Genomic DNA, 26,587 nt, shown 5'->3' with positions numbered 1-26,587 from the left:
ATATTAAGGACTAATACTACATTATCTAAATTTTGAATAAAGAATTTTTTTGATCCAGTTAGGAGCTAATCTTACAGTACATTTAATTATTACATTACTGAACAAATCAAAGTAACTAAGCAGTCCTATCTTTTTCTGAAAAATTAGCAATCGCAACTCATTCCTTAAATATTTGAATCCTCTTCGATTCATCATACCATCTCCAGTCCTCATATTAACGAGCACATGAGAAGAATTATGAAATACATATCCCTTAGTCAATATCATAGACCAAAGAGCAAAATCTTGTGCTCTTTCAAATAGAGGGTACCCACCGACACTTAGAATTATGTCTTTTCGAAATACTGCGGAAGGATGACTAATAGGATTTCTTCGCCTTGCAAAACGACAAATATCTTCATGCTCTATAGGGACAATCCTAGTCCCAATTTTATTCTCCATTTTCATATCATATTCGTCAACTTGCGAGCCTAATACCGCTATATTTTTATTAGAGCTTAAATAGGATATCTGTTCTGAAAAACGCATTGGCAATGCTATATCATCACTATCCATTCTGGCCACTAATGGATATTTACAGTATTTAAGCCCTTCATTAAGGGCATAAGCCAGCCCCATATTACTAGGCAATGAAACGACATCAAGGCAGGGAATTAACTTGGAAAAATATGCAATCACATCATTTAATTCATCACCTAACATACCATCTTTTACTATAACAATCTGATCTGGACGTAAATATTGATCTATCCAAATACTTTTTAATGCCTGACTTAAGTTTACAGATAGCTCTTTACTATATACTGACATTAATACCGTAAAATTCTCAGCACTACTCATAATTTATTTCTTATTTAGTTCAATTAATATAAGTTGTCTTTTCCCGGAATGAGCGCTATCTATAGCAATTTTTTTTCCATCAGGAGACCATCTTGGATGAAGGTCACATCTGCCAACACCATCAAAGGCCCAAGGTGATAGAAAATCTCCTATTTTAGTTAATTTTGATGTATACATATCGAAGAGAAGAAGACTCCTCATTCTATCTCTACCAGGATAAGTATCCGTAATAATCATTGAGCCTTCTTTATTAAATGATGGGTGCCCATCGCCGAAATTATTAATATTGGAATCATCAGGTAGTGTCTCAATTTGTTGTTTCTCAATGTCAACCAAGTGATATTTATCGCCAAACTGCTCACTTCTCGCCCAAGCTACAAATTGTTTATCATTCCGCCACTGATAATGAGATACCATTCGATCATCAAATATAATTCTCATGTCCCTTTTCTTTATATTGAGAAGAATTAATCTAGAAAACTTCCCATGCTTGGTTATCCAACGATGCATAAAAATAACATGTTCACCATTAGGAGAGAAAATAGCATGGTTAACTTTGTGTCTCGCATTATTCATGCTATCAGTGATATTTAGCCCTATTATGTCCCTTAATGAAATTAAGAATAATAGTTTTTTTTCTGCAAGATCATAAATAAAAAGCCCATCAGAATCTATATCAGTAGGATACTTGAAGTTATTTGCCTCTACCGAATAACCATAATCAGGTCTAAGTTGTTGCAAAGTTATATAGTTGAGCGAACACATAAGAAAATTTGATGAAACTGATTGCACAGGATATGGATGAGTTTCCTTATAAACCCATTCCCCTTTATCAAATATAAATACTTTTGATACAAGGTTATTATTCTCTAAAAAATTACAAATAAATGAAGGTTCTTCAGTATTAAGCCAAGTAGCCAAAGCCCCTTGTTGCCAATTCCATGTTAGCGTTTCACTAACTTCTACAATGCTATCATTGCGAAGATCCCAAATACATATTACCATTTTTCCATTACGAATTTGATTAAGTAACACTAAGTTACTATTTTTATGCCAACATGTTCTGTCATAATAACCAAAAAATGATGTTTTCGAAGTTGGGGGCGTACGTAATTTATAGTTAGAATAAAGTTTATATCTATATTTTTTCTTATAAACTAAATAATTAATCCTTTGATATATGTTTTTTATTGAACTTCTTAAATGTGGAGTTGATTGTAAAATTTTCCCAATCATTCTTTCAAAAACATTATACTGCAGAGACATTTTTTACTCCGTTATTTTTGTTTGCTTCGCATCCAAAACAAAATGCGAGGGCTAAATAAAACAATAAATAGAGAAATGAAAACTTTTAAATTAAAATTAAAATTTAATGATAACAAATACAATTTAATAGCGGTAAATCGTGACTTTGTTAGTAATGATTTGTATGCCAACGTAGAATAAATCCAAGAAAACACTTTATCTTTATTATAAGCAAAAACATCTGGATATTTTTTTATGATTTTCCGCGTCGCATTAATATTATTAGCAACCACCTTTGATACTGTATTTGCAGTTGAGGTGTAATTACAAATAGTCAATTCATCGCTAATAAATAGAATTTTTGAATGGGCTTTAATTATTCTTATGTTAAGATCATAATCTTCTAAAGCTTCCAAAGCCGGATCATACATTCCAATATCAATGAAAAAATCTCGCTTTATTGTTAATAATGGAGCACCACCTAACGAATTAAACATAGAAATATTTTTTTTATAGTTATCCGGATTAGGCATTGTTTTATAACTGATATTCTCATCTTTTAGATTAATTAATGCAGCATTGATAATTACTTCTGCATTTGGGTTTGAACAAATTTTTGTTCTAAGAACAGATATTTTATCATTTCTAAATTCATCATCATCGTCTAAAAAACATATCCATTCTGTATCAGCTAACTGAGCGCCCTTATTACGTGAGCTTGCAGCTCCGATATTGTTTGAATTATTAATTATACTCACATCAAATTTAGATTGGGTAAAATCTTTAAGTTTAATAGATTTATCAGGATCATCATTAACAACAATTAGTTTAAAACTTGTATCTGTTTGTTCATTTAAACTATTGACTAATTTTTTAAGGCTATCAAATCGCTTGTAGGTTGGAACTATTATGGTTATATTTACTTTCATATTACATACCAAGTTTATAAAAATTTCTCAAATAACAATATATTGTTTTAAAAAAAGAAATTAGCTTTATTTTCTTTTTTTGCCTACCTTGCCTTTCTAATTCAATTGAACTGTCTGATAAGTCAGTTGGATGATCTATCATGTCACTAATAAAAATATGTTTAATAATTTTATCTTTCTTAAGAGTTAACCAATCATCAGCTATAAAAAATTCATTGTTAAATTTTTCAACCAGCTTTTTTGCAACATTATTATTTATCATATAACAGCAAGTTCTAAAAATATACTTTTCACTTTTAATTGCTTTTTCTAAAAAAAATGTTTTATTTAACTCAATTTTATTAAAAAAACTCGTTTGTTGCATTTTCTTCGATAAGAGTCCATTTTGACCACCAAGTATGTATAAATTATCCTTATCAAATTGATAAATTTTGTTTTTTATTAATGTTAGGAAATCGACTTTAACATTAACATCATCCTCTAAAATAATAGCCCATTCTATTTTATTCTTTATTATATCTAAGTAAACTTTTTGATGACTTAAAGAACAGCCTATTTCATTTGGTCCAACTAACCTTTTATATCTATAAATTGCTTTTTTATTATAATTATCAATTATCAATGCATCTAACAAATTGCCTTCAACTGCATCTATAATTTCAAATGGAATGTTTAATTTTTTTAACTGATTGCTCAAGTTAGTTCTTCGTGCATTATCTTTTTTTAATGATACAATATATATTTTAATCATTATGTATTTTCTTTTTATTTAAGGCGTAAAATAATGTTATGATAAATATCCAAAAAACATAGTGCGTAAAAGATATTTTTGTTAACCCTACGATCATAAATGGAATCAGCAATGACTTCCTTCTCTTTAAAATAAAGAGAAAAAATACCAACAATGGTAAAATAGCACTAACACCAAAAGTAACCACTAAATATACAAATAAACCAGAGTCATTTTCGGCCCCCATCAATCTTGGTCCATTATTCAGATTATGAGTTAAAATGTAAAGTTCCTTTTCCAAACCAAATATATTAGGGCCAAACCAATATATAATACCTTCACGCTCACTGAAGATATAATGAATTAAACCTAATCGCATCCCTCCTCTCTCTTGAAACTTCATTACAGTATCGGCTATAATACGAAATATTTCATTATAAAATATGAAAAACGTTCCGCATAAAATCACAGAAACAATAATTATCGCCAATGATTTAAATTTGCTATTTAGCACTGTTGTGTATAATAAATATACTATGGCTATGTTTGCATATATTATTGAAGCAGTCGAAAATGTCAAAATTGCAGACAACAATGAAATATAATCAAAATAATCATTGCCTTTATTTAATTGAGAAGCAAGAATTGATTTTGCTAACACTAATGTAACGATAACGGCAGCATATGTTGATGGTTCCACATACAAACCAGTGAAACGAATCTGAGCAAAAGAAGCGGAATCTAAGTAATTCTCAAAACGGCTTGCCTCTCCCGTAAATGGCTTAACAAAATCTATGTATTTCCCTGTTGTATAAAAAGTAATGCATTGTATTGCAATTAGTAAGACATGAACTACAATCACAATCTTAATTGCACTATAAAACTCTTGGTGTAAGTTGTTATCTGCAACTATTTTTGAATATAATACAATAAAAACCACCAATGCAATATAAGAAAAATAATTTCCCCAAAACGCTTCAACTTTCTCAGAGTGAGCATACCAAAAACCATAGATATTAAAATACACTGCTGATGCAGTTATTACCGCCCCCCCTACTATCAAGAATAGTATGTTTTTATAAGTATATTTTCTTGGGTTTATTAAAAATATAATCAAAAGAGCCGGTATGAATTTCGCATTACCATGGTTAACCAAGGATGCAAAAAAAAATGTCATTATGATTAACAGTTTATAAAATATCATTCTGATACTTCTCTTGAATATATGATTTCATTTTTATTCGATATAAAATCAAAAACAGAAACTGTACAAATGCCATTACATAAAAAAAGTTTGTTAGAGAAAGTATATCTATTAACACTACCACCAGACATGGTGTGATTAGATAGTTAAATACAGTTAATATATATAGAGGTTCATCTTTATACATTCTCAAATAAATCAATATTAGTTCCTGTAAATGAATAAAGAAACGAAATACAACCAGTGCCATTAACGAATCCAATGATAAAAACCTTGAAAATAATGTATTTGGCCATAGCCATATAATAGATATAATAGCCATACATCCCAGAAAGAAACCTGCGACACTCAAAAAAACACATTGCGAAACAATTTTTCTAACCTCTAGGAGAGCATTTTTACTTATCAAGTTACCTAGCAATGATCTTTTTGTTTGTAATATTGATAGCATTGCTAATGATATTGCTCCAAAAATAGTATTAGATGCCCCGTATTTTCCGGCCAAATCTACAGAAACAAACTTATAAAAATATATTGTGAAGAAATTCCAGTATAAATACCCTGTTATCCAAACCAGTGATAATTTCAGTTGGAATTTAACAATCCCCTTTATGATGTTTTTAACATTAGCTTCTTCACTTGTAATAAATGAATAATAATAGCCATATATATTTGATCGAAAAATAAACATTGGTGTTGCGAATAAAAAAAACTGCGCTATACCTAAAGAGTATAATTTAAAGCCTGCAAACAAAGCTAATAGAAGTGAAATAGAATATAGGATAGCGCTAATGAATTTCGCAAAATATACTTTTTCATACCCCCCCTCTTCAATTATGTATATAAATGTTGAAAAAACATTAATACATACACCAATTGAAAATAATGCCCATGGATGACTCCAAATTTGACTATCTGTATTAGAAAAAACCCATTTAGAGTAAAAAAAGAAGACTATATATAGTAACAGAGATATTACCAAGTAAAATACAAAAGCAATTTTAGAATATGTTGATTTCTTATCTTTTTCTGCAGCCATAAATTGAATGAGGCATGTCGAGACCCCCATTTCAAGAACCCATTGAATCGAGGATATTGATATAAAGGTATAGTAAATACTTTGCTCAATTACAGTAAACCTTGAAGCAATTAATATTATTGCTAAAGGTCCAGTAAAAAATTTGAAGCCTAACGATAATATCGAAAATAAAGAAGACTTATGTGTTATTAATATATTACTGATGAGTTTCAATGTTCTTGCCTGCACTTATCACGCTACCGCCCCTGGCTTTACAGCTACCAGCGCACTGCATGTATGTCTAAGTTTTGATGAGCGTTACCCACCCTCGTTAACCCCGAAAAATCAAACGATAATTGTCTTACCAATCAGCTCTGGAAACAAGGAAAACTCTGGATAACTTTGACTAAAATCCTATCGCCAACTAGTTGTTATTCTTAATATTTATGAAGCAACAACGGTAGAAAGATTCGCAACAAATTATTTTGACCACAAATCCTCACTACCGTTATAATTTTCTTATTGAGCGTTACATTCGGCCAGATCTTTATTCACACAATAACTTCTCAATACCTTTACGGAACTTCGGTCCTTCTTTCAGGTTACGCAACCCGTACTTCACAAACGCCTGCATATAGCCCATTTTTTTACCGCAGTCGTAGCTGTCGCCGGTCATCAGCATAGCATCTACAGACTGTTTTTTCGCCAGTTCTGCAATGGCATCCGTCAACTGAATACGTCCCCAAGCCCCTGGAGCAGTTTTTTCCAGATCTGCCCAGATATCAGCAGACAGCACATAGCGCCCTACTGCCATCAGATCGGAATCAAGTGTTTGCGGCTGGTCTGGTTTTTCAATGAACTCAACGATGCGGCTGACTTTACCTTCGCTGTCTAAAGGCTCTTTGGTCTGAATAACAGAGTACTCGGACAGATCGCCTTCCATGCGTTTAGCCAGTACCTGACTACGCCCGGTTTCATTGAAGCGGGCAACCATGGCAGCCAGGTTGTAACGCAGAGGGTCCGCACTCGCGGTATCAAGAACAACATCAGGAAGCACCACGACGAACGGGTTGTCCCCAACAATTGGGCGAGCACAAAGAATGGAATGACCCAGACCGAGCAGCTGTGCCTGACGAACGTTCATAATAGTCACGCCGGGAGGACAAATAGACTGTACCTCGGCTAATAGCTGACGCTTAACACGCTGCTCAAGCAGCGATTCGAGTTCGTAAGAGGTGTCGAAGTGGTTCTCAACGGCGTTCTTAGACGCATGAGTCACCAGAACGATTTCTTTGATACCTGCAGCTACAATTTCGTCGACAATGTATTGAATCATCGGCTTGTCTACGATCGGTAGCATCTCTTTAGGGATTGCCTTCGTGGCTGGCAACATATGCATCCCCAGGCCCGCTACCGGGATAACTGCTTTCAAATTAGTCATTCTCTCTCCTACCTCTTAACGGCTGATAAAGTATAGACTTTAGCCGTACGTTAGCCAGTATTGCTGGCTCCATCCTTAACACGAAATAACTGGGTTAAGGTAAACCGAATGCAAACTCTACACTTCACCAGAGCCAAGGTGAACTCGGATTCCTCGGAAACAAACTCATCTCGTCAGTTTTATAGCATTTCCGAAAAATCGAAGTTAACTAAGCCCCAGGCACTCTACAAACCACAATCACTCAGAGACAAACGTAATGTCATCTTTCTTATCGTGCAAAAATTCGTATTTTAAAGTGCGATCCAGCCCCTGAGACAGCGTGTAAGGAGCAACAAAACCGGATGAGTGGACTTTTGTTGCATCAAACTGTGTTGTGGCACAGAACTTCTTCACGCGCACAGAGCTAACGGCATATTTTTTGCCTGTCACTTTTCCCAGAATATCAAAGCAATAACCACCTAACATGCCTAAAGCGTAAGGTAAGTGTGCTGAGGGAATTTTTTTACTTAAGCTCTGTTCAACTTCTGTAACTAGTTGATTCATATTGAGATCAGGTTTATCAACGTAATTATAAACCTCATAACCAGCTGTCACATTCTTCAGTTTATACTTGATAAACTCAACAATATTGCCTACATAAGCCATTGATTTATAATTCGTACCAGCTCCAACCATCATAAACTTACCGCCAGCTATTTGCTTCAGCAGATTATAAACGTTGCCGCGGTTGCGCTCGCCAAAGATAACCGTCGGGCGGATAATGGTCAGCGAACGTTTATCTGGAGCTTTAGCATGCCATTCACGAAGGACCTCTTCCGCTTGCCACTTGCTTTTACCATAGTGGTTGAATGGGTCGTGCGGATGATTTTCATCAGGATTGGTTTTGTTCAGACCATAAACGGCGACAGAGCTGGTGAAAATGATATTCTTAACATCATTTTTCTCCATAGCGGCCAATACATTACGCGTACCCTGAACATTCACATCATAGTAGAGTGAAATAGGACTGACATCATCACGGTGTTCAGCCGCTAACAAAACGACCGTATCATAGCCTGAAAGCGCCTGATCCAAAATTTGTTGATCGCGAACATCGCCGATTTGCGTGATTTGCGGATAGAAATGACTCTGCTGTTTATCCAGATTCTTGATATCAAAATCCGCAACAGCCGTCTCCAGGAGTCTGGTCCCCACGAATCCGGAGGCACCGATGAGCAAAACTTTATCGTTCATAAATCACTTTGTCTATTCGTAACACAAGAAACATATGATAAAGATGAGCGTCTTCCCTGAGTAGTCAATGCTGCCCAGCCCCAGCTTTAACAGTAATTGGGTGATTATAATCTTTTAGCCAATGATATCCAGTAAGAATATAGTGGGGTTACCTCCCCTCCCCCGGCAGTCGAAAATTCACCGCTTCGACATTCACCACCTGATGGTTTACCCGGTCAATGTCAACTGAACTTTGCCCTGCTTCGTTTACTGCATGAACATTGGCCAGCGAGAGCAGTGTGTCCTGTTTAGCCATAAACTTACCGCGCACATCCTGGCGTAGGTCGAAGTGCATCTTAAGCGCGGGACCCGTAGCTGATTGCTGCATCACCTTGATATTACGTAAAAAAAGGTGCTGTGGTTGGTTGTGCAACTCAAGCGTGGCATGTTTCATCTCCACATTGGTGATGGCCACGAATGACGTTGTATTACCAGAGGAGATCTGAATGCCGCGTAATTTGTATTCACGTTTGGTGTTATCGAGATGGATATTATTCAGCTTAAAGTTTTGTGGAATGGATAAATATCGCCCTTTGATAACGCCGTAACCAATAAGCATACCTGCGCTATTCTCCATATTTACATTATCAATGACGAAATTATCGCATCCATAAATCGCGACCGTCGCATTGTCAATGCCCGCTTTCTTACTATAATCCGGAGTGATATTTCGCGCGGTTATATTACGAATGATAAAATGCTTGCCGTTCTCCACATGGACTAACTGTCGACAGTCGGTACCAGTGATGTTCGCCACAACAAAGTTTTTTACCGCCAGTTCATCGGGGTAGGTATTGTCATAGGTACTACCCGCCAGCCCGATGCCGATGCCCCAGTTCACGTTGCCGTTGGTACAATTGATACGTTCGATGACATGATCAGAAATGAGGATGTTGCTGTCGTCGATCGCCACATTCCACTCAATGGCATCGCCTTGCAGATCGCTAAAACGGCTGTTCGTGATCTTTACGCCGTCCATTCGGTTATGAAAACCCTGACGCAAAATCCCATAGTTAGCGCGCGAGACAGTAATATCATCGATAATCAGATTACGCATCAGCCTTGAGGTTTTACCGCCGATATAGATTTGCGTCACCGGACCGAAACCACTCATGGCTATTCCTTTTATTACACAGTCCGAACCGCGTACATCCAGGGTAACGTTCCTCAGGCTCCCGTCCTGCTCGCCCACAACTTTGCATCCATCTTGCAGAACAAAGCGCCCACGGCCATTGCCACTTATTCTCCCTTGTAAGAATAGCGTTTTGCCAGGGGGAATAACGACAGCAGTATTGTGATCCTTACATTCCAGGCCTTTTGGTACGACAACCGTTTGTCCATCTTTGAACGCCTGCCTGAAAGAGGCCACCCAATCCTTCGGGTTGTAATCCTGAATGTTGACGCTGCCCGGTGATTCAAGCGCCCGGACAACGGAAGTATGCAGCACGACAAGCGCAGAGCCTGCCGTCAACAAAGTACGGCGTGAGAGTTTTTTCTCTGACATACAACCTCGATTTACATCGTTTGCAGCAGACTGGCTAACTGTTTGTTGATCACTACCTGATTAAATTCAGTTGCAATTTTTTCTCGCGCGCACTGCACAATCGGCTGCACCTGCTCACTGTCGAGCAGACTGAATGCCGCTAACCGTTCAGCCAGCGCCTGAGCATCGTTTTCCGGCGCCAGCCAGCCAGATTTACCCGATTCCACCAGCTCAGGGATCCCGCTGTGAACCGTCGAAATAACTGGGATCCCCACCGCCATCGCCTCCATCAGCGCTACCGGGATCCCTTCCATATCACCATCCCTGCCGGTGATGGAAGGCAGCAGAAATACATCTGCCTGCTCAAGCATCTCCTTCACCTGATGGCTGGGTTTAAAGCCGGGCATCTCAATCACATCATCGAGTTGATATTGTTCAATCAGCGTCCGCAGACGACGCTCCCAGGGACCAATGCCAAGAATGCGATAGCGAAATAAGACGCCCTGCTCTTTCAACTGACGGCAAGCTTCAATGGCGACGTGCAGCCCTTTTTTCTCGGTTAACCGGGCAACAGAGATAATCTCCAGCGGTGCAGCTGGCGATTTCAACTGACGTGGCGTAAAGCGTGTCATATCAATTCCCATACGCGAGACGGCAATTTTTTGTGGCGGACATCCCATGTTTTTTAACCGTCCGGCCCAGAGATTGCTGATGGGCAACATCAAATCACCGCGTTGAAACAGCTGCTGATATTCGGGGGTATAGCGGGCAAGCACCTCCCGATGAGAGATATCAATGCCATGAAACACCGTGGCGATTTTGCCGCTTATCACGCCAAGCTCACGCAATTTCGCCGCCGTTACGCCTGCAGGTCCAAAATGCGCGATAAAGACATCCGCCGCAAACGCTTGCGGGTTCCCGCCGCATATGGCGGCCAAAATCAGGTTGCGCGCCTCATCGCCATAGCGTGAAACATTGAGCGCTTTCCAGGTGGCTATGCGGGTAATACCATGCAGGGCTGTCGCCGCCCTGAATTTCAACTTTGCCAGTTTGCCGTCCGGTTCATTCAGCAACCAGCGCGTTTTGTCGCCCAATTGATAGGTATTAAATGAGGCATGCGTATTCTCAAGATCGCCCTTATGCATCGCGACAATCTCTACCTCATAGCCCATATCGATAAACGCAGTGATCTGATTTAACACGAAGGTCTCTGAGGAGAGTGGAAATTTAAGCAGGAAAAAACCAATCTTCATTTTTCGCCCTCAATGCGCGTTAATACCGACTGCACCATGCGCACTCCGCGTTCGCGTTCACGCGTCACAGCATCGCCGAGTCGTAGGTTCAGTTCAGGTAACTGACCAAGAGTATCGGCTACTTTCCCTTCAAGACTGCCATCAAGCAGATGGCGAATATCGACAGCCATCTCTGGTAACCCAAGCTGTTGCATGATCCCGGCCGATTTATGCTCGTAGTTAATGGCGATGGCTGGCGTCATAAAATTCATTGAGATGATGGCAGAGTGCAAACGGGTCCCCACTGTCAGATCGCATGCCCCGAGAATTTTCCCCATTTCAAGGTCGTTAAGTTCATCCATCACCACGTGATAACGGGCCGGGTCTTTCACATACTGACGCAGGTTTAACGCCACCATGCGGTCATCTTTGTTGTAACTATCAATCCCGGTGCAGGTTGACAGTGCTATCACCTGGTAACCTTCATCGAGGATCCGATTCACGACACCGGCAAAAGCTTGTTCATAAGCCTGTTGCGTGGTTCCCAGACGCTTATCAAAGGGCGCCAGCTCACGCAGAGTAATGGCAACGGTCTTCTGTTTTGCCGCCATCTGTAACCAGTGCTGGACGGCATAGCCTGGCTCAAAATCCTCATGATGGTTGTCGACCAGCCATGCCGTATCCACGCCGGATTCGACTTTATCTGTGGTTATTGCGCTGCGCTTCATCAGATCAAGACTGACGGATTCACGCAAAATCAGCGCATTACAGTGACCAAAAACGTAGTTAGCCAGTTGATTAAACTGCTCATCCTGGAATGGCCCCACGCTGTGCCCAATCATGTACAGCGGTTTTTTCGCCATAAACGAACACAACGCATGTTCAAACTGCGGCACGCCATACAGATCGACAAAAAACGATCCGCCGACCTGGATAATGGCGTCGTAGCGCGACAGCAGGCGAACAAAATCGGTAAACCCCTGAGCGATAGCAATATTGCGCAAATTACCGGAGTCGGTGACACGCGAGAGCAGCACCTGGTGCTGATAGCGACGGCGCAAGACCTTCTTCACGCGTCCCATGACGCCCGCAGCGCTATTGTGCTGCTTCATCTGCGAATACAGCGGGTCACCCATCACCGGGCGGTTCAGCAACCATGAGGAGCTCACCGGGTAACGGCTCATCACATCCACTTCAGTCTCGGGACGCAACGTGTTAATGGCATCCAGCAAACCGCGCAGGATCGCGCTATCCCCTCGGTTCCCGCAGGTATGGTTGCCTAAAATTAGTAATTTCATTATGACCTCTTAAAACGTTGTTCTTATCCCGCACGGAGCAAGGTTTTCATTTTTTCACTGCGACAGAGTTGGCGTTTTATTTCCACCACCAGCGGATGGCGCGACAGCACGATCATTAGCGCAAACACCAGTGCTCCTGCCGCTATCTGGATCCCCAGCAGCGCGCTTAATGGCACCTGGTTGCGCAGGGTTAAGCCCAACGCATAGCTCACCACAAGGGTTGGTAAGGAGAGATACAACGGCAGCCACAGGCTGAGCATGTATTGACGGTAGCTGGAGCCAAGAACAGGTTTGATCATCACGAAGTAGCTGAGGATCGTATTAATCACCTGGACCAGCAAAAAGCCCAGCGTCACGCCAATCGCCCCCGCCAGATGACCGCCAATGAAAATGGCCGGAATAAACAGAAAGGTTTTGAATACATTGAATTTGAAGCTGATATCGACCCGGGCTTTTGCCATTAAGAGCGATCCTATTGGATTCCCTACCGAACGCAGCAACCCCACAATGCACAACAGTTGCAGGACCGGAATAATACCGTTCCACTTCTCGCCAAATATCAACGGCACGACATTGTTCGATACCACCATTAATCCCAGCAGTACCGGGAAATTGATAATCCCCACCACCGACAACAGCTTGTAAAAATTCACCCGCAGCTTTTCGCTATCGTCCTGAATTTTGGCAAACGCCGGAAACAGGACGCGGGTAATAATCGGATTCAGTTTGATCGGCGGGACAACCGCCACGTTCCACGCAAGATTGAATCCCCCCGCAATACCTGCGCCCAACGTTCTTGCTAGCACCAGCGTGGAAAGGTTGGTATTGATATAATTAATGATGCTGTCTGCCGTCAGCCACGCGCCAAAACGCAGATTTGACGAAACGGAAGCCAGCGAAAAATGCAGCCCAGGGCGGTAAATCTTACGGCCAAAATAGCCGAACAACAGCGTACGTAGCGCACTGTTCACCAGATACCCGAGAATGGCCGTCAGCGCGAGCGGCCAGAAATGAGCGATCACCACGGTAAAGGTAAAACCGGCCAGCACCGAACTGGTTTCAATCATGCCAATTTTGTTGAAGGCCAGTTCTTTTTGCATCAGCGCGCGAAACTGCTGCCCGTGGGGTATCACCACAAACGCCAGTGATAACGCTTTGATGAGCGGCGCCAGTTCGGGATTATTGAGCACGCTGGCAATCGTCTCGCTAAGCAGAAACATCACCGCACATACCACAATACCCAGCCCAACGTTAAGCCAGTACAGCGTCGTCAGCTCAAGATAGCCGATTTCTTTGCGCTGAATAATTGAGTTGGCGATGCCAAAATCCGACAGCGTATCGGCCAGCGCTATGATCACCAGCGACACGGTTAACAACCCAAACTGGTGGTTATCAATAATTCGCGCCAGGACGGTCATCTGAATAAGTCCGAGCCCAATAATGATCACCGTGGCAATCGCCGACCACTTTGCGCCATTAAGCGTTTTTTCTCGTAAGCTCATGTTAATACGCCGCTTTGTTAACAAAGCCTTTGAATATCGTCAGAAAAACAATTTTGATATCGAACCACACGCTCCACTCGCGAATGTATTCGAGGTCAAACTCCACACGTTTTTCCATTTTTTCCAGCGTATCGGTTTCACCGCGCCAGCCGTTGATTTGCGCCCAGCCGGTAATACCCGGCTTCACCTTATGACGTAACATGTAACCCTCAATCAGTTGGCGGTACTGTTCGTTATGCGCCACCGCGTGCGGGCGTGGCCCGACGATAGACATCCCCCCGGTGAGCACATTAATAAACTGCGGTAACTCATCCAGCGACGTCCGGCGCAGAAAATTCCCCACCGGCGTCACGCGTGGATCGTTTTGCGTCGCCTGCGTTACCACCGCGTCGTTCTCCATCACTTTCATCGAGCGAAACTTCCAGACTTTGATCGGCTTCCCGTCCATGCCATAGCGGGTCTGGCGGAAAATCACCGGTCCTTTGGAGGTCAGTTTTACCAGTAGCGCGATGCCACAAAGTACCGGGGAAATAAGCAGCAGGATCAGCGAGGCCAGCACGATATCTTCCGCGCGCTTCAACAGACGATTAATTCCCGAAAGCGGCGTGTCATACAGTGGCACTACCGGAATGCCGCTCATCTCTTCAATCCGTGAATGCAAAATGTTGAAAGTAAAGACATCAGGAATGAGGATCACCGAGCAGGTGGTGTCGGCCAGCTCCCGCACCAGTTTTTTTACCCTGGTCCCCTCGCTCATCGACATAGCGATATAAACGTTATGAATGCGTGAGGCTTTGGCGTCATCCACCAGTTGTTGCAGATTACCGGCCCAGTCGCGGGAGTTTTTCCCAGGGATTGGATCGTGATAGACACCCGCTACTTCAAATCCCAACCAGGGTTCATGACGAAAGCTGTCCAGCAGCATTTGTCCGGCGGGCAGCTCGCCTGCTACCGCCACCCGGCGAGTGTTGTAACCGCGATTACGTAGCCATCCTGCACCGTAGCGAATAAATGACCGGCTTAACACCAGGCCAACGCTTGAAAGCAGATACCATGCCAGCCAGACGGCGAAGCGGTTATCGAAATCGTTATTGAAGGCGATCAGACCTGCGCAAAAAATCAGGCTCAGCGTCCAGTTTTGCAGCAACAGCACCAGCTCAGTGGATATTTTGACGCCGCGCCAGGAGCGGTAAAAATCTGTTATCCCCCCGAGCATCTGAAAAACCACCAGCGTGATCAACGCCACCAGCAGGTGCATGTACAGGAAAGGCAAACCGCTTAATTCGCAGATTATCCACAACCCGCCAAACATGATGGTGATATCTGAAAAGCGTTGCACCATCGAAATTAACGACGCATTGGTTTTGGCGCGTTCGCGCTTTTTTAGATGTGTCATCGTGGTTCCTGTTAGTCACCCTTTGCCCACATCGGGCAAAGGAAGCACCGGCATTACTGATTCAGCAACGCCAGAAGAGTGCGCGTTCGCGCTTCCATCAACGGAATATCTCCGCGCGATTCCACGTTCAGGCGCACTACCGGTTCAGTATTGGAAGAACGTAAGTTGAAGCGCCAGTCGACAAACGCCATGCTGATACCGTCCGTTCTGTCCACCGTCAGGGCCTCACGGGAAAAGTGTTGCTCCACGCGAGCTATCGCTGCCGCCGGCTCTGCCAGCGTACTGTTTATCTCTCCGCTCGCCGGGTAGGCCACCATACGGTCGCGAACCAGTTCGCCGAGCGAAAGTCCCTTCAGACACAGCAGTTCAGCCACCAGCAGCCACGGGATCATGCCGCTGTCGCAGTAGGCAAAATCGCGGAAATAGTGGTGCGCGCTCATTTCGCCGCCATAAATAGCATCTTCGTGACGCATCCGCTCTTTGATAAACGCGTGCCCGGTTTTTGACATCACTGGTTTACCGCCTGCCGCCGTCACCACGTCCACGGTGTTCCAGGAAAGACGCGGGTCGTGGATAATTTTCGCCCCCGGATTCTTCTCCAGGAACGCTTCCGCCAGCAGGCCGACAATGTAGTACCCTTCAATAAACTGACCGTTTTCATCGAACAGGAAGCAGCGGTCAAAATCACCGTCGAAGGCAATCCCCATATCCGCGCCGTATTCGATCACCGCATTGCGCGTATCTGCCCGGCACTCCGGCAGCAGAGGATTGGGAATACCGTTGGGAAAGTTGCCATCCGGCGTATTGTGAATTTTGATGAACTCGACCGGCACGCCCAGCGCCTTAAAACGGGCCTCAATGGCGTCAACTACCGGACCTGCCGCGCCGTTGCCGGAATTGAGCACCAGCCTCATCGGTTTCAGGTTGCCGGGATTGATGTAACCCAGCAGATGGTCAATGTAGGCATCGCGGGTAGTAATGCGCTGGTAGCGGCCACGTTTCGCCTCATCAACCGCCGGGAAGTCATTTAATTCCGCCAGACGCTGCACGTCACGCAGACCGGTATCACCGCTGATGGGCCGAGCCCCTTCCCGCACCAGCTTCATCCCGTTGTAATCCATCGGATTATGGCTGGCGGTCACTTCAATACCGCCGTCAATGCCCAGGTGGAAGGTGGCGAAATAAATCTCTTCGGTGCCCGACATGCCGATATCCAGCACATCCACCCCCGCATCCTGGAGGCCTTTCGCCAGCGCCAGCTTTAGCGCCTCGCTGGTCAGGCGCACATCGCCGCCCAGAACAATCGTTTTTGGCTTCAGGAATTCGCCGTAAGCGCGACCAATACGCCACGCAATCTCTTCATTTAACTCTTCGCCCAGTTGGCCGCGGATGTCATACGCTTTAAAACAGGTCAGTTTTGTCATGATTTACCCTTTTTCAGGCAACAGGAGGCCCTGACTCTTAATGAGCCTTTTTAATGAGTGTTAAACGCATTGCCCGGTACGCATCAGCGCATCAGACATCAGGCATCAGGCGCGCCCGTATCTGTCCGCAAACCGCACCACGTCATCCTCATCGAGGTAAGATCCGGAGCGTACTTCAATCAGATCGAGCGGGATTTTCCCGGGGTTCTCCAGACAGTGGGTCGCCCCCAGCGGAATATAGACAGACTCGTTTTCAGCGAGCAGCTTGATGTCATCATTAATTGTCACTTTCGCGGTACCTGCCACCACCACCCAGTGTTCAGCCCGGTGATGATGCATCTGCACGGACAATCCCTCGCCAGGCTTAACGGTAATTCGCTTCACCTGGTAACGGTCTCCGGCATCAATAGAGTCGTACTTGCCCCATGGACGATAAACTTCACGGTGAATATGGTGCTCGTGGCGTCCGTCAGCTTTAATTTGCTCCACCACTTTTTTGACATCCTGTACCGCGTTGCGATCGGCTATCAGCACCGCATCTTTGGTCTGCACCACCACCAGATCTTTCACTCCGACGGTGGTTACCAGGCCGGATTCGGCATACACGTAACTGTTTTCCGTTTTGTGACTAATGACGTCACCATGATGCACATTGCCTTCAGCAGTATGGGCACTGATTTCCCACAGCGATGACCAGGAGCCAACATCGCTCCAGCCTGCGTTCATGGGCATCACCACCGCATCCGCCGTACGTTCCATTACCGCATAGTCCACCGACTCTTCCGGACAGGCGAGAAACGCCTGTTCATCAACGCGGATAAAATCGAGATCGGGGTCAACCGTACTCATGGAATTCTCACAGGCCTGAAGAATGTCGGGGCGGTACTTTTCCAGTTCTTCCAGGTAACGTCCGGCGCGGAACAAGAACATACCGCTGTTCCAGTAGTAATCACCGCTCGCCACGTAAGCCTGCGCGGTTTCCAGATTGGGCTTTTCAACAAACTGCGCCACTTCGAACGCCACGGCGTCGGTATTCGTTGGCGAAACCTCGCCACGGCGGATATAGCCATAGCCCGTTTCCGGCTGGTCCGGCACGATACCAAACGTCACCAGCTTACCCGCACTGGCATAGGGCATCGCATTGCGTACCGCCTCGCGAAATGCCTCTTCGTCGGCAATCATGTGATCGGCCGCTAATACCAGCAGCAGCGGATCGTCCTCCGGACACTGACGTTTTGCCGCCAGTGCGGCCAGCGCTATCGCCGGTGCCGTGTTACGTCCGGCGGGTTCGAGAATAATGTTCTCAGTCAGCTTGTGCAGTTGCCGTAGCTGTTCCGCGACGATGAAACGGTGTTGTTCATTACAGATAACCACCGGGCTTTCACACTCCACACCGTTCAGACGACAGATCGTTGTCTGCAGCATGGTGAGATCACCTTTCAGGCACAGGAACTGCTTTGGATACAATACGCGGGACAGAGGCCATAAACGGCTACCCGAGCCACCGGCCATCACTACCGGAAAGAGTTTGCTTTGACTCATCATTAACCCCGAATATCAGCAATAAATTGGCTAAGCACGTTATCTTTATCCAGCGTGCGTTCGGCATAGTCACGTGCCACCGTATTGACTTTTGGCATCCTCAACGCTTGTTGGATACCGCAAACCAGCGCGTTTACCGATTCCGGCTCCACGCATACTGCGATGCCTGGAACAATGTTACAGAGCTGCCCCAGCTCGGTTTCCGGCTCGGCGGTAATCACCGCGTTACCACCAACGGCGAGGATATTGGTCAGTTTGGAGGGCAGTACAGCATCCGCCGCACCGCGCTTTTGTACCACCAGATGACAGTCCGCCATCTTGAGCAACGCTGGCAGCGCGTCATAAGATTGCAGCGGAAAAAACAGCACATTGTTCAGGCCACGTTCACGGACCATACTCTCCAGTCGCGCTTTACCCCCGCCCTGCCCAACAATCACAAATAGCCAGGGGTGCTCGCTCAGCTCCACTGCGGCGTTAATCACGCTCTCCAGCCCCTGCTTTTCACCAATATTGCCTGAATAAAGAACAATCTTTTGGGAGACAGGTAATCCCAGCTTCTGGCGCAACGCCAGGGCCTCGGCGTCGCTCACATCGCGAAAACGCGCCACTTCCGACCAGTTCGGGAAGAAAATAACCTTGTGCGGCGCAACGCCTTTTTCCATCGCTTTACGCATCATGGAACGAGAGATGGTCGAAATATGGTCCATATTCAACAGTCCACTGCGCTCAAAGGCGCTGGCCAGTTTTGCTACTACGCCGCGCTTGCCGTTGCCCGCCATACCAAGCCCCAACATGGCATCGACTTCGTAATCCTGAACGTGCAACAACGTGCGCGCACCACACAGTTTTGCAAGCAGACGCATACCCGGCGTGCAAAACAGCGTCGGTACCACGCCGATAATGCGATCTGGCTTCCAGCGACGCTGCGCCAACAGCGGGAAGAAACTGCTCAGGGCGAAACTGCCTAAATGCAGCAGGCGCTTGAGCGTTGAGGGTTGCTCAGGCACATACAACGGACAACGCCAGACGAGGGCGTCGCCCTCTTCACGACGATAGCGCCAGGATGAATAGCGACCATTAACTTTCCATTGCGGATAATAAGGTGGTGCGGTGATCACCCGCACGTCATGACCTTGTTGCGCCATCCACTCCACCATTTCACCGGTGTACTTGCCGATACCGGTCAGCTCCGGCGAGTAGTTAATGCCATACACCAGGATCCTCATAGCCCAGGTACTCCGCTCTGGCTTGCCTGGCAGAAGTAAGCCCGACTGTTGGCGTGTACGCTGTCACTGGCCTGAATCTCTGTCGCCGCCAGCCAGCGGTAGGCATCATGTTGTGCATCAGGCAGTTGCAGGTCGTTTTCTGATACGCGCAGACGAAATCCCAGCACGATGTAATGCGTTGAGAAATCATCCCCGGAAAAGTTGTCGTCATAGAAGTGCTGCCAGACACCATAAAACTCAGCGGCGGACAGCGGTAGACGCAACCCCAACTCAGCTTCAGTCAGCCGTTCAAAAGCCGCATGTAGCGATTCATCTTTTTGCACCCGACCGCCGGGCACGAACCAGTAGCCCTGCGCCGGACGATTGAGACGCTTACCGAGCAGAAACTCTCCCTCGGCGTTTTCCACGATCAAGTCGATAGAAATCAGCGGGGTTGAACGTACGACGGTGGCAAAATCCTCATGACGTAAAAACATGCTTACCCCCGATAACGCTGCTGGTTTTCAAGGAACCACTGCCAGGTGCTGGCAAGCCCTGCCTCAAGTGATATCTCGTGATACCAGCCCAACTGATGCAAACGCGTAACGTCGAGTAATTTGCGCGGCGTCCCGTCCGGTTTGCTGGCGTCAAACACCACGCGCCCCTTGTAACCCACTACCTTTGCAATGGTCTGGGCCAGTTCACGGATGGTGCAGTCCACGCCGGTACCCACATTGATATGCGACAGCATCGGCTGGGTATATTCCTGCCAGACTTCATGAGCCAGCTCCATTACGTGGATGCTGGCCGCCGCCATATCATCCACATGCAGAAACTCGCGCATCGGCGTACCGCTTCCCCACACCACCACATCCGGCGCATTTTGCTCGCAGGCTTCGTGAAAGCGGCGCAGCAGCGCCGGGATCACATGCGAATTGCTCGGATGAAAATTGTCATACGGCCCGTACAAATTCGTCGGCATCACCGAGCGATAATCACGGCCATACTGACGGTTATACGATTCACAAAGCTTGATGCCAGCTATTTTGGCAATCGCATACGGCTCGTTGGTCGGCTCCAGTCGTCCCTGCAAGAGTTCGCTTTCGGCTATTGGCTGGGAGGCATGTTTGGGATAAATGCAGGATGACCCGAGAAACAGCAGTTTATTCACGTTATGCAGGTGCGCCGCATGAATGATGTTGCTCTCAATCATCATGTTTTCGTAAATAAAATCAGCGGGATAACTGTTATTAGCTACAATTCCACCCACTTTTGCCGCCGCCAGGTACACCTGGTCAATACGTTCAGCGGCGAAGAACTGACGCACTGCGGCTCCGTCCAGCAGGTTAAGTTCATCGCGGGTACGCAGCACCAGTTCGACATTATCTCGTTGGGCCAGCTGTCTTACGATGGCGGACCCCACCATCCCGCGATGGCCCGCCACAAAAATACGTTGTCTCTTCATCCTTAGTACTCCAGCGCGATGGCGACCTCGTAACCGTGCGACTTCAGCAGAGAGTGTTTCTTCGCCGCCTCAAGATCGTTGGCAACCATTTCCGAGATCATCTGGCGCAGGGTGATTTCCGGTTTCCAGCCCAGTTTTTCATGTGCTTTGGCCGGATCGCCCAGCAGCGTTTCAACTTCAGCTGGACGGAAATAGCGCGGGTCGACGGCAATCATTACGTCGCCTGGCTTCACGCCCGGCGCATCGTGTCCGGTCACGGAAACCACGATGCCTTTTTCATTCACGCCCTCGCCTTCAAAGCGCAATTTAATCCCTAACTGAGCAGCAGCCATTTCCACAAACTGGCGCACGGAGTACTGCACGCCGGTGGCAATCACGAAATCTTCCGGCTTTTCCTGCTGTAGCATCATCCACTGCATCCTGACGTAATCTTTGGCATGCCCCCAGTCACGCAGCGAATCCATGTTGCCCAGGTACAAGCACGACTCCAGGCCCTGAGCGATGTTGGCAATGGCGCGGGTGATTTTACGGGTGACGAAAGTTTCACCACGGCGTGGAGATTCGTGGTTAAACAGGATGCCGTTACAGGCATACATACCGTAGGATTCGCGGTAGTTAACGGTAATCCAGTAGGCGTAGAGCTTAGCCACCGCATAGGGCGAACGCGGGTAAAACGGCGTGGTCTCTTTCTGCGGAATTTCCTGTACCAGGCCGTAGAGTTCTGAGGTGGAGGCCTGATAGAAACGGGTCTTCTTTTCCAGACCAAGGAAACGGATGGCCTCCAGCAAACGCAACGTACCTATTGCATCGACGTCCGCGGTGTATTCCGGTGAGTCAAACGACACCGCGACATGACTCATGGCGCCCAGGTTATAGACCTCATCCGGTTGGACCTCTTTTAAAATACGGGTCAGGTTGGATGAGTCCGTCAAATCGCCATAGTGCAGATGGAATTTGGGGTTGCTTGAATGTGGATCCTGGTAGATATGGTCCACACGTTCGGTGTTGAATGATGAAGCGCGACGCTTAATGCCGTGCACTTCATACCCTTTTTCCAGCAGGAATTCTGCCAGGTAAGAACCATCCTGCCCGGTTACGCCAGTGATGAGAGCGACTTTTGACATGTTATTACCTCTTAAATGATCCCCTCAGGGAGTAACTTTCTCGACGCGTTCGCGCGTGACTACTGCGGGGTTTCCCCGACAAACGACATTTGCTGGCAGCGATTTAAATACGCTGCTGCGTGCTCCAACGACGGTGCCATCGCCAATCGTCACGCCTGGCGCGACAAAGACATCTGTCGCCAGCCAGCATTTATCGCCAACCACAATCGGTGTGGCGTTAATATCAAAATATTGGCTGGCGTAATCATGACTTCCGGTACATAAATAACTTTTTTGCGAAATAACCGCGTGTGCGCCAATCGTAATATTACCCAACGTATATAAAACCGCGTCATCGCCCACCCAGGCATAATCTCCCAGGGTTAATTTCCACGGATAAGTAATTTTTACTGAAGGTCGAATAACTACGTTTTTTCCTATTTTCGCACCGAATATTCGTAATAAAAACGCACGCCAGCGATACATTACCTGGGGTGACCAGCGAAACAGTGTTGCCTGTACCGCCCACCATAATTGCACTTTAATAGCGCCGCCACCGCGAAAACCTTTCGGCACGCTGAAACCGCTTAAATCCTGCATAATGTGACCTTACGTTTTGCCATATAATGTTTTTGTTTTACCGGTTGTACGCAGCCGTAAATATTCAGAAACCCCAGTCAAAAAACCTGGCATATGTAATATCTGCCGCTGAACTTTTTTTGCATCGCGGCATAATTCCAGATTATTCGTCGTTGACACTCCGCCCATCGAAAACTCCGACACCAGCCCGTCCAGTTTTTTGAAAGCGTAACCAGATTTATATAGTCTGGCAGCCAGCGCGTAATCGGACGATATTTTATATTGCAAATCATAACGCCAGACATTCAGTCCAGAGAGCGGAAAAAAGATGGCCTGATGGCTGGCAGGCAGGCTGTGATAAATATACCAACCCGGCTTTGCCCGGCGCTTAATTTTGTTGCCATTGCCAAAATCCAGCAACGCGTCGCCGATAACCATGGCTTTATCACTCTGCGTTTTTAACTGGCGGATGAACTGAGCCGCATCGGCATGCAGAATATCCCCGGAATTGAGGAACAGCGCAAAGCGCCCGCACGCCATCGCAATGCCTTTGTTCATCGCATCATAAATGCCGTTATCCGGTTCGCTGACAAACCGTAACCGGTGTTCTCCACCGAGACCTTCAAGAAACGCCGACGTACCGTCAGAGGAGCCGCCATCAACAACAATCCACTCAAAACTGATATCGCCTGCCTGCGCCAAATGTGCCAGCGACGCATGTGTTTTGACGATCCCTTCCAGATTACGAAAGGCGACGGTAATAATACTGAGCAGCATGTGATTTACCTCGCGATGTTCAGCGCCTTGCGCAAAATAAACGGACAGACAATTAAAAATGCGTATTCCGGACTAAATACCGACCCTGTAAAAAACAGCGACAGCGGCGTAAACAGATAAAGCTGCACCCGGTAATTCGGATTATCGCCAAAAGCATTTATCATCATCTTCATGACTTTCCCCATGTACCACAGGGCTAATATCACCGCAAACCATGAAAAATAAATAATCAACAGATACAAACCATTGTCTATTGTTTTACCCACATCCGCACCGTTAAAAATTCCGAATGACGCAACATATTCATAAAGTGAGCCAAATCTCACTACCCCATCAACATTCAGTAACGAATAACCGACCATAACTAATGGCCCTACGATACGATAATACGATGATGATCCTTCGGTCCCTAAATCGCTAAGCCGCGTGGCGATGTATGGAAAAGCAAATATCACACCAACAACAAACACGCTCAATGAGATTATCGCCAGCGGTAGCTTCTTTTTTATCGCATCTTTATTCAGGTACTGGAATGCCCACTCCAGGAGATAGAACAAAATAAACGTCATCACCCCTGAAAATGAACCCGATAATATTATCCCTGCCAGAATCATAGCATCGGACTTAGGGGTTTTGATACCAAACTGTTTGATACTGAGCCAAATTGAGATTAACGCCAGAGCGAAGAATGCCGGTTCGAAATAAAGCGCAGTGGTGCGCTTCCCGCCAAACTTAATAAAGTTCAGAACATAACTGTTACTGTAAATAAGATATTTCGAAATAGCTTCCATTAAGCTGCTGCCGCCGCTAAGAATGATCTGCGCCATTTCAACCGCAGCTAACCCCACCACCAGTCCCACGACCAGCCAAAAAAAACGCAAAATCTTAATGTAGTTATGCGGCGAAATCGTTTTGAAGCGAATACTCCATACCATGCCAATAATCACCACGGTATAGATAAACAGCATAGCGGACGTCACATACTTACTGGCATCCAGTGACTGACCAAACAAATAGTTAAATACCGTCAGCCCGCCCCCCAAACCCAGCGCTATCATTAGCTTTTTAATATTGATGCGTTCAACAAACAGCAACAGCAGAACAGGTAAGAATGTGACGAGGGTTATCGGGAAGCTCTCGCCAAGCTGAGCAAGTTTGACGTTAACCAGCAGATAAAGCAGCGGTAGCACCAGATAGCTACAGATTCTGATAGAACGAGACATATTCCTCCAGCATCTGTTGCCCACTGTATACCACCCGGCTGCGCTGGCTAAATTCGGCAAGCGACGTGTTAAAGACTGCCTGCGCAATGTCTGATTTTTTCAGTTGCACCAGTTGCAAAACGTCTGATTCACTGAACGTTTTGCCGGCCGATTTTTCCAGCACTTCCCGCGCGGCATCGCTGTGCGTGGCAATCACCGGTACGCCGATGGACAGCGCTTCGCACAGAATCAGCGGGTAGTTATCAACGCGAGAACTGAACACCAGGCCGTCCATCTCGTTAAGCGCGCTCATCAACGTTCGTTTATCGCTTTCAAACCCGTGGTTGATGACGTTATCCCCGACAAATGGCGAAAATTTGCCAAAAGTATGCAGTTCAACTTTGTCGCCGAGCGCGATAATCTCCCGCACCAGCTGTTGACGGGTTTTCCCGTCATAGCGCAGATCATGAGCCACCACGGCAATTTTCGGTCGACCGCTCTCCTCATGCTTAGCGGGAAGCTCGGCAAGAATGGCTTCAGTTGCCACATCGATGCCGTTGTTAATAATACGGCAGCACCCTACGCCATACAGGCTGTTGAATGCGTCGGCCACATGTTGACTGGGCGAGATAAACTGGCAGCCCAGCGCCAGCATGGCGCGAAACATCTGTCGCTTACCGGGCAACTGCTGATGGGCTTTATCGATTTTTACCGGCGGATAGTTGCTGAGCGTTGGGCATTTCTGGCAGCCCGTTTTCCAGCTTTCACAGCCATCTGTAAATGCACAGCGCCCGGTCACGCTCCAGTGATCGTGTAGCGTCCAGACGAAGGTGATATCTGGTTTGTGCACCTTCACTTTTTGGCAAAAGGTGACCACTTCTTCCAGATTCAACCAGTAGCTGTGCAACACATGAAAATGCAGTACCAGCGGGCCGGTAGTGCAAGTAACCGTACGGTATAACTTGTCGAGATTGCCAAACATATCGCGATTGGCGAAACGGAACAGCGCAATATTTGCCGCCGAGGTCAGACGTGGCGTATGTTTGATAACCTGCGGGTAATTCGCGTGGCTGGCGCTTTTCTTGCCCCCTTTGCCATAGCCGTAGATAAAACGCGACGACAGTCCTTTCTTCAGCGCTCTCAGATGCAAATCCAACGCCACCCCTGCAGCCCCGCCTTCTGCGAGTCGCACATTAAACTGTAATATCTTCATTTTATTACCTTCACTCGTGCCTTCTCGCCCACGACCAGCGCATTGTCCGGAATGCTATCCACCACCACGCTGCCAGCGCCAATCGTCACGTTATCGCCAATCGTAATATCACCGAGCAGAGTGACGCAGGCCCCCAGTTCAACGCCATTACCGATGACCGGACAGGACTGGTCGTTGCCACCAGAATTGCCGATAGTGACGCCGTGGCGCACGGTGAAGTCATCCCCCGCCACCACGTGTTTATTGATCACCAACCCATAACCATGGTGGATGGTGAAACGACGACCAATAGACGCAGCAGCCTGAATCTCATATCCAAACAGACATTCCGTGATCAGGCGATATAGCACCAGCACTGGTGCGGCCCACAGGTTGCTCAGGACATTTTTTTTACGCCATACAGAGCAAAAATGGGCAATCCGATAGGCCACCACCATACAGCAGGGACGCAGACTCCAGCTGTTGGCGCGTAAATCTTCCAGCATAC

At 46.1% G+C, this 26,587-nt stretch carries 24 protein-coding genes; all 24 read right to left on the bottom strand.

Annotation, left to right across the window (positions count from 1 at the left end; translation table 11 throughout):
- Nucleotides 1-21: 21 nt before the first annotated feature.
- The 24 genes from NMD08_RS09795 to wcaB all read right to left on the bottom strand — a co-directional run bounded on the left by NMD08_RS09795 (nt 22) and on the right by wcaB (nt 26,585).
- On the bottom strand, nt 22-840 hold the full coding sequence (locus tag NMD08_RS09795; protein WP_286538972.1) for a glycosyltransferase: 819 nt from the start codon (nt 838-840) through the stop codon (nt 22-24).
- 3 nt (nt 841-843) lie between these two features.
- Nucleotides 844-2,106, bottom strand: a complete 1,263-nt coding sequence (locus NMD08_RS09790) for a hypothetical protein (protein ID WP_286538971.1) — start codon at nt 2,104-2,106, stop codon at nt 844-846.
- A gap of 11 nt (nt 2,107-2,117) precedes the next feature.
- Nucleotides 2,118-3,014, bottom strand: a complete 897-nt coding sequence (locus NMD08_RS09785; protein ID WP_286538970.1) for a glycosyltransferase family 2 protein — start codon at nt 3,012-3,014, stop codon at nt 2,118-2,120.
- A 1-nt stretch (nt 3,015) separates the two neighbouring features.
- Nucleotides 3,016-3,765 carry a glycosyltransferase family 25 protein gene (locus NMD08_RS09780; protein ID WP_286538969.1) on the bottom strand — a complete coding sequence of 250 codons (750 nt, stop codon included), beginning with the start codon at nt 3,763-3,765 and terminating at the stop codon, nt 3,016-3,018.
- The gene (locus NMD08_RS09775; protein WP_370620080.1) at nt 3,758-4,948 is read right to left on the bottom strand and encodes a hypothetical protein; all 1,191 of its coding nucleotides are present in this window, start codon (nt 4,946-4,948) and stop codon (nt 3,758-3,760) included. Before NMD08_RS09775 ends, NMD08_RS09780 begins: the two co-directional genes overlap by 8 nt.
- The gene (locus tag NMD08_RS09770) at nt 4,935-6,200 is read right to left on the bottom strand and encodes a hypothetical protein (RefSeq protein WP_370620078.1); all 1,266 of its coding nucleotides are present in this window, start codon (nt 6,198-6,200) and stop codon (nt 4,935-4,937) included. Before NMD08_RS09770 ends, NMD08_RS09775 begins: the two co-directional genes overlap by 14 nt.
- A gap of 313 nt (nt 6,201-6,513) precedes the next feature.
- Nucleotides 6,514-7,407, bottom strand: coding sequence for a GalU regulator GalF (galF, locus tag NMD08_RS09765; protein ID WP_370620076.1), 894 nt, complete (start codon nt 7,405-7,407; stop codon nt 6,514-6,516).
- A 237-nt stretch (nt 7,408-7,644) separates the two neighbouring features.
- Nucleotides 7,645-8,640: an NAD-dependent epimerase/dehydratase family protein gene (locus tag NMD08_RS09760; protein ID WP_370620074.1), complete on the bottom strand. Its 996-nt coding sequence runs from the start codon at nt 8,638-8,640 to the stop codon at nt 7,645-7,647.
- A gap of 148 nt (nt 8,641-8,788) precedes the next feature.
- Nucleotides 8,789-10,183, bottom strand: coding sequence for a colanic acid biosynthesis protein WcaM (wcaM, locus tag NMD08_RS09755; RefSeq protein ID WP_370620072.1), 1,395 nt, complete (start codon nt 10,181-10,183; stop codon nt 8,789-8,791).
- Nucleotides 10,184-10,194: 11 nt separating this feature from the next.
- Nucleotides 10,195-11,415 carry a colanic acid biosynthesis glycosyltransferase WcaL gene (wcaL, locus tag NMD08_RS09750; RefSeq protein ID WP_370620070.1) on the bottom strand — a complete coding sequence of 407 codons (1,221 nt, stop codon included), beginning with the start codon at nt 11,413-11,415 and terminating at the stop codon, nt 10,195-10,197.
- Nucleotides 11,412-12,692 (bottom strand): colanic acid biosynthesis pyruvyl transferase WcaK, encoded by a 1,281-nt coding sequence (wcaK, locus tag NMD08_RS09745; protein WP_370620068.1) that lies wholly within the window; start codon nt 12,690-12,692, stop codon nt 11,412-11,414. Before wcaK ends, wcaL begins: the two co-directional genes overlap by 4 nt.
- 23 nt (nt 12,693-12,715) lie before the next feature.
- A complete protein-coding gene (gene wzxC / locus NMD08_RS09740) occupies nt 12,716-14,194 on the bottom strand; it encodes a colanic acid undecaprenyl disphosphate flippase WzxC (RefSeq protein ID WP_370620066.1) in 1,479 nt (492 codons plus the stop codon).
- Between the two features lies 1 nt (nt 14,195).
- Entirely contained in the window at nt 14,196-15,590 is a 1,395-nt protein-coding gene (gene wcaJ, locus NMD08_RS09735) for an undecaprenyl-phosphate glucose phosphotransferase (RefSeq protein WP_370620064.1), read from the bottom strand.
- Between the two features lie 53 nt (nt 15,591-15,643).
- The gene (gene cpsG / locus NMD08_RS09730; RefSeq protein ID WP_370620062.1) at nt 15,644-17,014 is read right to left on the bottom strand and encodes a colanic acid biosynthesis phosphomannomutase CpsG; all 1,371 of its coding nucleotides are present in this window, start codon (nt 17,012-17,014) and stop codon (nt 15,644-15,646) included.
- Nucleotides 17,015-17,119: 105 nt separating this feature from the next.
- Complete coding sequence (gene cpsB / locus NMD08_RS09725) at nt 17,120-18,556, bottom strand: mannose-1-phosphate guanyltransferase (protein WP_370620060.1); 1,437 nt, start codon at nt 18,554-18,556, stop codon at nt 17,120-17,122.
- A gap of 2 nt (nt 18,557-18,558) precedes the next feature.
- Nucleotides 18,559-19,782, bottom strand: a complete 1,224-nt coding sequence (gene wcaI, locus NMD08_RS09720; protein ID WP_370620058.1) for a colanic acid biosynthesis fucosyltransferase WcaI — start codon at nt 19,780-19,782, stop codon at nt 18,559-18,561.
- Nucleotides 19,779-20,258: a GDP-mannose mannosyl hydrolase gene (locus NMD08_RS09715; RefSeq protein WP_038641775.1), complete on the bottom strand. Its 480-nt coding sequence runs from the start codon at nt 20,256-20,258 to the stop codon at nt 19,779-19,781. The genes wcaI and NMD08_RS09715 overlap by 4 nt, the downstream gene beginning before the upstream one ends.
- A 2-nt stretch (nt 20,259-20,260) precedes the next feature.
- Complete coding sequence (locus tag NMD08_RS09710; protein ID WP_370620056.1) at nt 20,261-21,226, bottom strand: GDP-L-fucose synthase family protein; 966 nt, start codon at nt 21,224-21,226, stop codon at nt 20,261-20,263.
- A 2-nt stretch (nt 21,227-21,228) separates the two neighbouring features.
- Nucleotides 21,229-22,350: a GDP-mannose 4,6-dehydratase gene (gene gmd, locus NMD08_RS09705; RefSeq protein ID WP_151224700.1), complete on the bottom strand. Its 1,122-nt coding sequence runs from the start codon at nt 22,348-22,350 to the stop codon at nt 21,229-21,231.
- Between the two features lie 24 nt (nt 22,351-22,374).
- Complete coding sequence (gene wcaF, locus NMD08_RS09700; protein WP_187253361.1) at nt 22,375-22,929, bottom strand: colanic acid biosynthesis acetyltransferase WcaF; 555 nt, start codon at nt 22,927-22,929, stop codon at nt 22,375-22,377.
- Between the two features lie 9 nt (nt 22,930-22,938).
- Entirely contained in the window at nt 22,939-23,685 is a 747-nt protein-coding gene (wcaE, locus tag NMD08_RS09695) for a colanic acid biosynthesis glycosyltransferase WcaE (protein ID WP_121529256.1), read from the bottom strand.
- Between the two features lie 5 nt (nt 23,686-23,690).
- Nucleotides 23,691-24,908 (bottom strand): colanic acid polymerase WcaD, encoded by a 1,218-nt coding sequence (wcaD, locus tag NMD08_RS09690; protein WP_252837741.1) that lies wholly within the window; start codon nt 24,906-24,908, stop codon nt 23,691-23,693.
- Nucleotides 24,883-26,100, bottom strand: coding sequence for a colanic acid biosynthesis glycosyltransferase WcaC (gene wcaC, locus NMD08_RS09685; RefSeq protein ID WP_370620053.1), 1,218 nt, complete (start codon nt 26,098-26,100; stop codon nt 24,883-24,885). The genes wcaD and wcaC overlap by 26 nt, the downstream gene beginning before the upstream one ends.
- Nucleotides 26,097-26,585, bottom strand: a complete 489-nt coding sequence (wcaB, locus tag NMD08_RS09680; protein ID WP_370620051.1) for a colanic acid biosynthesis acetyltransferase WcaB — start codon at nt 26,583-26,585, stop codon at nt 26,097-26,099. Before wcaB ends, wcaC begins: the two co-directional genes overlap by 4 nt.
- Nucleotides 26,586-26,587: the final 2 nt, after the last annotated feature.

The sequence above is a fragment of the Citrobacter meridianamericanus genome (assembly GCF_041320245.1).
GTDB lineage: Bacteria > Pseudomonadota > Gammaproteobacteria > Enterobacterales > Enterobacteriaceae > Citrobacter > Citrobacter meridianamericanus.
This window is presented reverse-complemented; position numbering and strand designations above follow the sequence as displayed.

Bases quoted from the DNA above. Each gene is read 5' to 3' on its own strand.
- NMD08_RS09795 (WP_286538972.1), bottom strand. From the start codon at position 840: ATGAGTAGTGCTGAGAATTTTACGGTATTAATGTCAGTATATAGTAAA.
- NMD08_RS09790 (WP_286538971.1), bottom strand. From the start codon at position 2,106: ATGTCTCTGCAGTATAATGTTTTTGAAAGAATGATTGGGAAAATTTTA.
- NMD08_RS09785 (WP_286538970.1), bottom strand. From the start codon at position 3,014: ATGAAAGTAAATATAACCATAATAGTTCCAACCTACAAGCGATTTGAT.
- NMD08_RS09780 (WP_286538969.1), bottom strand. From the start codon at position 3,765: ATGATTAAAATATATATTGTATCATTAAAAAAAGATAATGCACGAAGA.
- NMD08_RS09775 (WP_370620080.1), bottom strand. From the start codon at position 4,948: ATGATATTTTATAAACTGTTAATCATAATGACATTTTTTTTTGCATCC.
- galF (WP_370620076.1), bottom strand. From the start codon at position 7,407: ATGACTAATTTGAAAGCAGTTATCCCGGTAGCGGGCCTGGGGATGCAT.
- NMD08_RS09760 (WP_370620074.1), bottom strand. From the start codon at position 8,640: ATGAACGATAAAGTTTTGCTCATCGGTGCCTCCGGATTCGTGGGGACC.
- wcaM (WP_370620072.1), bottom strand. From the start codon at position 10,183: ATGTCAGAGAAAAAACTCTCACGCCGTACTTTGTTGACGGCAGGCTCT.
- wcaL (WP_370620070.1), bottom strand. From the start codon at position 11,415: ATGAAGATTGGTTTTTTCCTGCTTAAATTTCCACTCTCCTCAGAGACC.
- wcaK (WP_370620068.1), bottom strand. From the start codon at position 12,692: ATGAAATTACTAATTTTAGGCAACCATACCTGCGGGAACCGAGGGGAT.
- wzxC (WP_370620066.1), bottom strand. From the start codon at position 14,194: ATGAGCTTACGAGAAAAAACGCTTAATGGCGCAAAGTGGTCGGCGATT.
- wcaJ (WP_370620064.1), bottom strand. From the start codon at position 15,590: ATGACACATCTAAAAAAGCGCGAACGCGCCAAAACCAATGCGTCGTTA.
- cpsG (WP_370620062.1), bottom strand. From the start codon at position 17,014: ATGACAAAACTGACCTGTTTTAAAGCGTATGACATCCGCGGCCAACTG.
- cpsB (WP_370620060.1), bottom strand. From the start codon at position 18,556: ATGAGTCAAAGCAAACTCTTTCCGGTAGTGATGGCCGGTGGCTCGGGT.
- wcaI (WP_370620058.1), bottom strand. From the start codon at position 19,782: ATGAGGATCCTGGTGTATGGCATTAACTACTCGCCGGAGCTGACCGGT.
- NMD08_RS09715 (WP_038641775.1), bottom strand. From the start codon at position 20,258: ATGTTTTTACGTCATGAGGATTTTGCCACCGTCGTACGTTCAACCCCG.
- NMD08_RS09710 (WP_370620056.1), bottom strand. From the start codon at position 21,226: ATGAAGAGACAACGTATTTTTGTGGCGGGCCATCGCGGGATGGTGGGG.
- gmd (WP_151224700.1), bottom strand. From the start codon at position 22,350: ATGTCAAAAGTCGCTCTCATCACTGGCGTAACCGGGCAGGATGGTTCT.
- wcaF (WP_187253361.1), bottom strand. From the start codon at position 22,929: ATGCAGGATTTAAGCGGTTTCAGCGTGCCGAAAGGTTTTCGCGGTGGC.
- wcaE (WP_121529256.1), bottom strand. From the start codon at position 23,685: ATGCTGCTCAGTATTATTACCGTCGCCTTTCGTAATCTGGAAGGGATC.
- wcaD (WP_252837741.1), bottom strand. From the start codon at position 24,908: ATGTCTCGTTCTATCAGAATCTGTAGCTATCTGGTGCTACCGCTGCTT.
- wcaC (WP_370620053.1), bottom strand. From the start codon at position 26,100: ATGAAGATATTACAGTTTAATGTGCGACTCGCAGAAGGCGGGGCTGCA.
- wcaB (WP_370620051.1), bottom strand. From the start codon at position 26,585: ATGCTGGAAGATTTACGCGCCAACAGCTGGAGTCTGCGTCCCTGCTGT.